The following is a 6,132-nucleotide window of genomic DNA, read 5'->3' on the forward strand; positions in this document are numbered from 1 at the left end:
CCCACGAAGGACGCGCCGGCACCCACCGCGCCGGCCACCGCCCGGGCCATCCCGGCCACCGCGCCCGCCACCGTGGACGCGCCCGCCGGAGCGCCCCCGGTCGGCGGGACGGCCAGGGTGGCGCCGGCCGGCACCGCCAGCGGATCGGTGATCCGGTTGTGCTCGGCCAGCAACCGCCAGCGCAGCGGCGAGCCGAGCGCGTCGTTGGCGAGCAGATCGAAGCGCACCCCTGAGCGGCCGGGTTCGGCGGCGCCGTCACCGGCGGCGACCACCGCGCTGCCCGGGGCGGCGGTCGGGGTGCTCGCCGCGGCCAGCTCCTCGGCGAAGCCGGCCTCCGCCTGATCGGCCGTCTCGGCGGCCCGGACCAGTTTCAACCGCAGCCAGGAGCGACGCGGCGAACCGTTGCCGGTGAACGCGTCGAATCGCTCGGCGACCGCGATGATCACGCCGGGCACGTTCCACGTCTTGCCCCAGACCAGCCGGACCAGCGGCGGACGCAGCCACCCGTGCTCGGCCGTGGAGTTCTCCGCCAGCATCCACAACGGACGGGTCAGCACCCGTACGTCCGCCGGACGGACCTGCGCCTCCACGAAATCCACGTCGAAGAGCAGGTCGAGCACCAGCTCGGTCCGGCCGCCGCCGGTGAAGACCAGCGGGTCGTCCGCCAGCCCGGCCCCGGTGAGCTGCCCACCGGCGGCCGCCCGATGGCGTACCCCGGCGAGCCGGGTCACCTGCACGGTCTCCGGGTTGAGCAGGCAGTCCACCCGCTCGCCGGAGGAGTCGATGAGGAAGGCGACGCGTTCCATCAGTCGCCCGCCTGTTCCCGATCCAGCCGGCCCGGATCGTCAGCGTCCAGCGCCGCCCCGGGCACCGTCCACAGCAGTCGGTCGTCGGGCAGCGCCGGCCACAGATCGCCGGTCACCGCCGACCACCCTCCGCCGGCCGGACCACGCCCCGACCCACCCGTCCACGCCCCGCCGGTGGTCGCCGCTGTCCTGTCGGGCCGGTGCCCGGGCCACGCCGGATCGTCGGGCAGTGCCGGCCAGGGTCCGCTGCCGGCGGCGCGGGCCACGTCCGCCGGGCCACCGGCCGTCGCGAGTTCGGCACCGGTCGGGCCCGTCCAGCCGGCTCGCCCGTCGGCCTCGCCCGGATGCCGCCCACGCGGCTCGTCGCCGGCCGCCGAACCCACGCCCGGCCGTCCCGCTCGACCACCGTCCGTCCCGAGCCCGCCCAGACGGACCCCGAACCCGTTCCGGCTGGCCTGGAATCCGTGCCGGCTGGCCTCGAACCCGTTCCGGCCCATGCCTTGCGTGCCCTGGCCGGCCTCGAATCTGTCCCCGCCGGCCTCGAAGCTGTTCGCGGCGGCCTCGGACCCGCTCCGGCCGGCCCTGGCACCGTTCCGGTCGGCCCTGGACGCGCTCCGGTCGGCCTCGAAGCCGTCGCCGCCCGTCCCGGGGCGCTTGGTTCCCGTCGAGTGCCTAGTTCCGCCCGCCGTGGACCGGCCTCTGTCCCGTTCATTCGCCGCGAACTCGGATCCGACAGTAGATCCTGGTGGGGAAGTGCCCCTGGAGGGTCCGAGATCCTCCAAGGTCCGGCCCGAGTCACGCGGGTCGAGCGTGGGGAGCGGAGGAGCCGGGGGGTGTTCGGGCCGGCCGTGGAAGGGGCCGGGGACCGCCGACGGGTGGACTGGACCGGGGACCGCGGGGCGGATCATCGGCCGGGATGACGCGACGACGTCCCCCACCTGCCCAGATCCCGGCGACTCGTCCCCGCGCATACCTGCGACAGCGCCGGAGGCAGCCCGTCGTCCCGATCCACCAAGCCCCGAACTGGCACCCGATGCGCCCGATCCCGTCGGCGCGGTCGACCCTGCCGCCGCACCCGGCCCGTCCGGCGAAGCGAACTCACGGCGAAAGCGCAGTCGGGCTGGCCCCGTCCCGCCGGCCGCCGGGCCACCCGACGCCCCGAACTCGATCCCCGTGCCGAAAACTCCGGCGCTGCCGGGAGCACCCGCGACGGCGTAGTCGCCGCTCCCGCCGAGTCTGCCGTCCCGACCGGACGAACTGCCGGTGCCGGACGTGCCCCGCCGCGCATCGCCGAGTCCACCGACTGCCCCTGACGCGCCCTCGAAGAGCCGGGATCCACCCGTCGCCCGCCAACCCTCCGGCCCTCCGAACCCACCCGCCGGGCCGGCGGTGAACCGGTGACCGCCCGATCCCTCGGCAGCTCCGATCACCCCACCACCGGCGCCCCGGGCGGCGTCCTCGCGGCCGGTCCGGCCGTGGTGTCCGTCCGTACCATCGCCGGGAGGACCGGTCGAGGCACGGCCCGCCGGGGATCCGTCGAGGTCCAGGTCCTCCAGCAGGCCGGGAGCGTGTGCGGCGACCAGGTCCAGCCAGTGCTGCGGTGGCTCCCCGAAGCGGCGCGGCGCGGGCGCACGGACCTCCGACGGCCGCTGCCCGGCCGCGCCGACGGGTTCGAGACGCCCGGCGAGGCGCTGGACCGCCCCGGCCGCCGAGCGCAGCCGGCCGGCCAGCCAGCTACGCGGGAGTCGGCGCGGTCGCACCGCCGGTCTCCAACTCCAGGCCCTCGTAGCGCAGGGTCAGCGACGCGATGGCGATCTCGTGGCTGAGTGTGTTGAGGTGCGCCCCGCGCCACCGGGTGGGCCAGGCGTCGATCAGGTTCCAGCGCAGCACCTCGGCGGTCCCGACGGAGTCCAGCAGCACCACCGAGACATTGCGGCGGTTGAGTGTGCCCTGGGCCGTGGCGTGCACCCAGTCCCACAGCTCCCGGGACGCGGTGAGCCCGAAATGCAGCGTCACCGGCTCGTACTCCGCCTGGCCCGGCACCATCCGCATCCGGCCCAGGCCGTGCTCCCGGTACGGCTGGCCGGGAATGTTCACCTCCAGCCCGCTCATCTCGGTGAAGTGGCCGTTGGTGACGCCGTTGATGAGCAGCCGGAAGTTGTACGCCCGGTACGGGTCGACCGGAGCGCCCGGCTGCGGGGTGGCTGTGGTGGGCATGTCAGCCTCCGATCGTCTCGGTCTCGGTGCCGCCGGCCCACTGGCTCAGCTTGAACACCACGAATTCGGCGGGCTTGACGACGGCGATACCGATATGGGCGATCACCATGCCCGCGTCGCGGACCTCCACCGGGTTGGTCTCCTCGTCGCACTTGACGAAGAACGCCTCCTCGGGGCTGCGCCCCAGCAGCGCGCCGTCGCGCCACACCCGGGTCAGGAACGCCCCGATGTCGCGCCGGATCGAGCGCCAGAGGGTGAAGTCGTTGGGCTCGAAGACCATCCACCGGGTGCCGTTGGCGATGGCCTGTTCGATGGCGATGCTGAGCCGGCGTACGTTGAGGTAGCGCCATTCGCTGGCCTCGGCGGCGAGCGTACGGGCGCCCCAGACGCGGATGCCCTCACCGGCGAAGTAGCGGATGACGTTGACGCCCTTGGGGTTGAGCACGTCGTGCTCCGGTCGGGTGACCAGGTAGCCCAGGTCGACGGCGCCGCGTACCGGTTCGTTGGCCGGCGCCTTGTGCACGCCGCGCAGGGCGTCGGTGCGGGCCCAGATGCCGGCCAGGTGTCCGCTCGGCGGGGTCAGCTCCAGTTCACCGCTGATCGGGTCACGGACGCGCAGCCACGGGTAGTAGAAGGCGCCGAACTCCGACTGCCGGGGCCGGTACGCCGCCCCGTCGTGGCCGCCCGAGCCGCCGGGACCGGCGGAACCGCCGCCCGAGCCGCCGGAGCCGCCGCCCGCGCCCTCGGCGGGCTTGGGGGGCTTGCCGGAGGACGGCGTGGCGACCCGGGTCAACGCGGAGATGTCGTCGATGTCGGGCGCCGGGTCGCAGATCGCCACCATGGTGCGGGTCCGCTCGGCCATGCTCAGCAGCGCCTCGTGCGCGACGACGTCGTGGAAGCCGGGCGCGGCGATGATGGAGATCTCGTCGATCGCCTCCAGCAGTTGCAGGCCGCCGCGCCGCTGCCCGGTGCCGGTGATCGCGCCGCCCTCACCGACGTTGACCACCCAGCAGCGGGCGCCGCCGTTGTCCAGGAAGCCGAAGACCGCCCGGGCCAGCGGGGTGCTCTCGGCCTGCTCCCCGCCGGCGTAGAGCCGCAGGAACTCGGTCCAGTTGTTGACCGGCACCGCCTTGCCCAGTTGGGCGGAGCGGTCCGGGGCGACGCCGACGAAGGCGGCGATGCTGGTGCTCGCCGGTCCGATCGGTCGGGCGCCACTGGGGACCTCCTCGACGTAGATGCCGGGGGAGAAGTAGCTGGGCATCGGTCCTCCTGTACGGGTGGGCGTCAGCGGGTCGGTGGCGCGCAGACGATGACGATGTCGGGCTCGGCGGGGTCGACCTCGGCGGTGAGCACGAGCCCACGCCCGGTCAGCCGGAGCCGGACCGGGCCCGGGTGGTCGGGGTCGTGCGGTACGCCGACGATCAGGAACCGGCCGTCGGGGTCGGTGCGGGTGACGGAGGACGTGCCGGGCAGTTCGACCCGCATCGCGGCGAGGGGTTGCTCCTCGGGGCCGACCACCCGGCCGGTGAGGGTGCGCAGGCCCAGTTGCCGTAGCCGCAGCGGTTGCAGCACCGGTGGCGCGGCCGGGGTCGGGTGCTCCACCTGCGCCGGTACGTCGATGAGCAGCCCGGGGCGTGGCGCGGCGCCGAACGCGGTCCAGAGCGGCGCCTCGCCGGCCTCCAGCACCACCGGGTAGCGACCGTCGCGGGTCGCGGCGGTGAGCACCCGGTCCAGCCGGGGCAGCCCGGCGGGACCGGTCACGCAGAGCAGGTAGCGGACCGTGAACCGGTACGGCTCGCGGACCGCGCCGCTGGTGCGGGTCTGCCGCGCCGGACGCAGTTCGAGGGGCCAGAGGGTGAGCCCGGCGGCGTCGCCGTCGGTACGGGGCGGGCCGATCGGGACGGTCTGCCCCGCCGCGCTGGTCAGCCAGGCGGCCAGCTCGGCGGTTGCCGTCTCGATCGGTCCGCGCCCGTCGGTGCTCATCGCGGCGGCGTCCCCTGGATCCGGTACGCGATGGCCTCGTTCCACACGTGCGGGTAGACGCCGATCTCGAAGTAGCGGGTGAACCGGTTGATCGGCGCGTTGGTGTGGTCGTGGTAGAGCAGCCACACCGGCGCGATGGTGAACAGCACGTAGTTCGCCAGGACCAGCGGGATGTAGAGCGGGCCGAGCAGGCGGCCCTGGAAGATGTGCACGTCCTCGTGCCGCTGGATGCCGGGGCTGGAGCCGGCGCAGACGGTGCCGATGGTGGTGGCGTAGCGGGGGGACACCCCCTCCACCACGCTGACCCGGCCGCTGCCCTGCGAGGAGGGCCGGTCCAGTGAGTGCCCGAAGAGCAGGTGCACGGCCAGGTAGATGGCCCCGACGACCGTGTTCAACAGGCTCCAGGTGTGGTCGACGACGAAGAGGAAGATGCCGCGGGCGTCCGAGGCGTACACCCCGGCGGAGGCCGCGGCCCAGCCGAAGACCGCGCCGACCAGCAGGCCCACGACGGCGCCGACCAGCAGCCCGATCGGGCCGCCGGCCAGGAGGCCGAGCAGGGCGCCGAAGCCCACCTGGACCGCCGCGCTGAGAATTCCGAAGACCATGACGTCACCCCTCAGACCCAGGAGCGGAAGACTCGGGGCTCACGACCCTGCGCGACCTGGGTCGGCGACGGTTGGGTCGCCTGCCGGTTGCCGGGCGGGAACTGGTTGACGCCGAGCGCGGCGGAGAAGATGACCAGCGCGTTGAAGAACGCGATGATCCACTTTTCGCCGCCGGCGTCGTCGGCGAACGCCGCGGTCACGTAGGACAGCAGGAGCGCGATGGCGATGGCGATCCACTTGCGGAGCTTGTCGCCACTGGGGCCGATCAGCCCGCCGATCACGTTGGTGGCCAGCAGCGTGGCGGCGCTCGCGCCGGCGAGGCTGCCCAGGGCGGCCCAGGTGAAGAGATCGTTCACGGCGATCCCCCTTTTCTGATGGTGCGACCGGGATGTGGTGGTGGTGAGGTCCGGTGCTCCCGGGGGAGCACCGGCGCCGGTCGCCGTCGTGGCGGGGCGGCCGGGCCGGGCGTGGCCGGCAGGGCCGGCCACCGGATGGATCAGCCGGGCCCGGGAGCGCCGGCG

At 74.3% G+C, this 6,132-nt stretch carries 6 protein-coding genes; all 6 read right to left on the minus strand.

Annotated elements, in window-relative coordinates:
- On the minus strand, positions 1–806 hold an 806-nt coding region (locus tag EAD98_RS29860; RefSeq protein ID WP_233584031.1), incomplete at its 3' end, for a hypothetical protein.
- Between the two features lie 1,734 nt (positions 807–2,540).
- Positions 2,541–3,023: a phage tail protein gene (locus tag EAD98_RS29870; protein ID WP_089020755.1), complete on the minus strand. Its 483-nt coding sequence runs from the start codon at positions 3,021–3,023 to the stop codon at positions 2,541–2,543.
- A gap of 1 nt (position 3,024) precedes the next feature.
- Entirely contained in the window at positions 3,025–4,284 is a 1,260-nt protein-coding gene (locus EAD98_RS29875) for a phage tail sheath subtilisin-like domain-containing protein (protein WP_121657284.1), read from the minus strand.
- 23 nt (positions 4,285–4,307) lie between these two features.
- Positions 4,308–5,006 carry a carboxypeptidase-like regulatory domain-containing protein gene (locus tag EAD98_RS29880; protein WP_121657285.1) on the minus strand — a complete coding sequence of 233 codons (699 nt, stop codon included), beginning with the start codon at positions 5,004–5,006 and terminating at the stop codon, positions 4,308–4,310.
- On the minus strand, positions 5,003–5,611 hold the full coding sequence (locus EAD98_RS29885) for a glycine zipper family protein (RefSeq protein ID WP_121657286.1): 609 nt from the start codon (positions 5,609–5,611) through the stop codon (positions 5,003–5,005). The genes EAD98_RS29880 and EAD98_RS29885 overlap by 4 nt, the downstream gene beginning before the upstream one ends.
- Positions 5,612–5,622: 11 nt before the next feature.
- A partial coding sequence (locus EAD98_RS29890) for a hypothetical protein (protein ID WP_233584032.1) occupies positions 5,623–6,132 on the minus strand: 510 nt, incomplete at its 5' end.

The organism is Micromonospora sp. CV4 (genome assembly GCF_003667455.1).
In the GTDB taxonomy this organism is placed as follows: domain Bacteria; phylum Actinomycetota; class Actinomycetes; order Mycobacteriales; family Micromonosporaceae; genus Micromonospora.